This window comes from Flavobacterium sp. ABG, from assembly GCF_001027725.1.
Classification (GTDB): Bacteria; Bacteroidota; Bacteroidia; order Flavobacteriales; family Flavobacteriaceae; genus Flavobacterium; species Flavobacterium cupriresistens.
The window spans coordinates 1-3001 of record NZ_LEKS01000037.1; the positions used below are offsets into that span (position 1 = coordinate 1).

A 3001-nucleotide genomic window follows, 5' to 3' on the forward strand; every position below is an offset into this window, starting at 1 on the left:
TGTACCAAACCACATTAGCCTGAGTGGTTTGAATACTCGCAAACGTTGGTGCGTTTACCAAACAGAAGTTTTGAGTTCCTGCATTTACTAATGTCGGTGTGCCCGGATCGGTCACGCTGATAGTAACTTGTAATCTCACCGCACTTTGACAACCTGTAGTAGTATTTACCAAAGCAGCGTAATAAACACCACTCGTTAAAGCTGTAGTTGGAGCAATTGCTGTTCCTCCTGTTGCTGTACTGTACCAAACTACATTAGTCTGAGTGGTTTGAATACTCGCAAATGTCGGTGCATTTACTAAACAGAAGTTTTGAGTGCCCGCATTTACTAATGTCGGTGTGCCCGGATCGGTTACACTAATAGTAACTTGCAATCTCACCGCACTTTGACAACCTGTAGTAGTATTTACCAAAGCAGCATAATAAACACCGCTGGTTAAAGCTGTTGCTGGAGCTATTGCTGTTCCACCTGTTGCAACACTGTACCAAACTACATTAGCCTGATTCGTTTGAATACTCGCAAATGTTGGTGCATTTATCAAACAGAAGTTTTGAGTGCCCGCGTTTACTAATGTCGGTGTGCCCGGATCGGTCACGCTGATCGTAACTTGTAATCTCACAGCACTTTGACAACCCGTTGTGGCATCTAATAAAGCAGCATAATAAACACCACTTGTTAGAGCTGTTGTCGGAGCAATTGCTGTTCCGCCTGTTGCAGCACTGTACCAAACGACATTAGTCTGAGTAGTTTGAATGCTTGCAAACGTTGGTGCATTTATCAAACAGAAGTTTTGAGTTCCTGCAGTTACTAATGTCGGTGTGCCCGGATCAGTTACACTAATGGCAACTTGTAATCTCACGGCGCTTTGACAACCTGTAGTTGCATCTAACAAAGCAGCATAATAAGTACCGGTGGTTAAAGCTGTTGCCGGAGCGATAGCTGTACCTCCTGTTGCTACACTGTACCAAACGACATTCGTTTCATTCGTTTGAATACTCGCAAAAGTTGGCGCATTTACCAAACAGAAGTCTTGTGTTGCATCTGTTGTTGTTGGTGTACCCGGATCAGTTACACTAATGATAACCTGTAATCTTACGGTACTTTGACAACCTGTTATCCCATTTAACAGAGCAGCATAATAAGTACCGCTGGTTAAAGCTGTAGTTGGTGCAATGGCAGTTCCTCCTGTTGCAACACTGTACCACACTACATTAGCCTGATTCGTTTGAATACTCGCGAATGTAGGTGCATTTACCAAACAGAAATCTTGTGTGGTATCTGTTGTAGTTGGTGTGCCCGGATTTGTTACGCTAATGATAACCTGCAACCTTACTTTACTTTGACAACCTGTTGTAGCGTCTAACAAAGCTGCGTAATAAACTCCGCTCGTTAAAGCTGTAGTTGGTGCAATGACTGTTCCGCCAGTTGCAACGCTGTACCAAACGACATTAGTCTCATTCGTTTGAATACTTGCAAAAGTTGGTGCATTTATCAAACAGAAATCTTGTGTAGTATCTGTTGTAGTCGGTGTACCCGGATCGGTTACACTTATAGTTACTTGTAATCTCACGGCACTTTGACAACCTGTTGTAGCATCTAACAAAGCAGCATAATAAGTACCGCTCGTTAAAGCTGTTGCCGGAGCAATGGCTGTTCCGCCTGTTGCGGCGCTGTACCAAACGACATTAGCCTGAGTGGTTTGAATGCTTGCAAACGTTGGCGCATTTATTAAACAGAAGTTTTGAGTTCCTGCAGTTACTAATGTTGGTGTGCCCGGATCGGTTACACTAATAGTAACTTGTAATCTCACAGCACTTTGACATCCTGTAGTAGCATTTAGTAAAGCTGCGTAGTAAACGCCGCTGGTTAAAGATGTTGTTGGCGCAATGGCTGTTCCTCCTGTTGCAACGCTGTACCAAATAACATTAGCCTGATTCGTTTGAATACTCGCGAATGTTGGTGCATTTGCCAAACAGAAATCTTGTGTAGCATCTGTAGTCGTCGGTGTGCCCGGATCGGTTACACTGATGGTAACCTGTAATCTTACGGCACTTTGACAACCTGTAACCGGATCTACAATACCTCCATAGAAAATTCCACTGGTCAGTGCAGCTGTTGGAGCAAAAGCAGTTCCTCCACTTGTCGCATTGTACCAAACCACATTTGGCTCGTTTACCTGAATACTTGCGAATGTTGGTGCATTTACCAAACAGAAATCTTGTGTGGCATCTGTAGTAGTTGGTGTACCCGGATCGGTTACACTTATAGTAACTCGTAATCTTTCGTTACTTTGACAACCTGTGGTAGCGTCTAACAAAGCAGCATAATAAACACCACTGGTTAAAGCTGTTGTTGGTGCAATAGCGGTTCCACCTGTTACAACACTGTACCAAACGACATTAGCCTGATTCGTTTGTATACTCGCAAACGTTGGTGCATTTGCCAAACAGAAATCTTGTGTTGTATCTGTAGTAGTCGGTGTACCCGGATCAGTTACGCTAATGGTAACTTGTAATCTCACAGCACTTTGACAACCCGTTGTAGCATCTAATAAAGCAGCATAATAAGTACCGCTGGTTAAAGCTGTAGCCGGAGCTATAGCTATACCACCCGTTGCAACACTATACCAAACGACATTAGCCTGAGTGGTTTGAATGCTTGCAAACGTTGGCGCATTAACTAAACAGAAGTTTTGAGTTCCTGCAGTTACTAATGTTGGTGTGCCCGGATCGGTTACACTAATGGCAACTTGTAATCTCACAGCACTTTGACATCCTGTTGTAGCGTCTAGCAAAGCAGCATAATAAGTACCACTAGTTAAAGCTGTAGTCGGAGCTATTGCTGTTCCGCCTGTTGCCACACTGTACCAAACCACATTGGCCTGATTGGTTTGTATGCTCGCAAATGTTGGTGCGTTTACCAAACAGAAATCCTGTGTAGTATCTGTAGTGGTTGGTGTTCCCGGATCGGTTACACTAATAGTAACTCGCAATCTTTCGTT

The 3001-nt window shown here is 43.6% G+C and carries 1 pseudogene; it reads right to left on the reverse strand.

What is annotated here, in order from left to right:
• Positions 1 to 3001: pseudogene (locus AB674_RS21490) on the reverse strand (hypothetical protein); the annotation flags it as partial.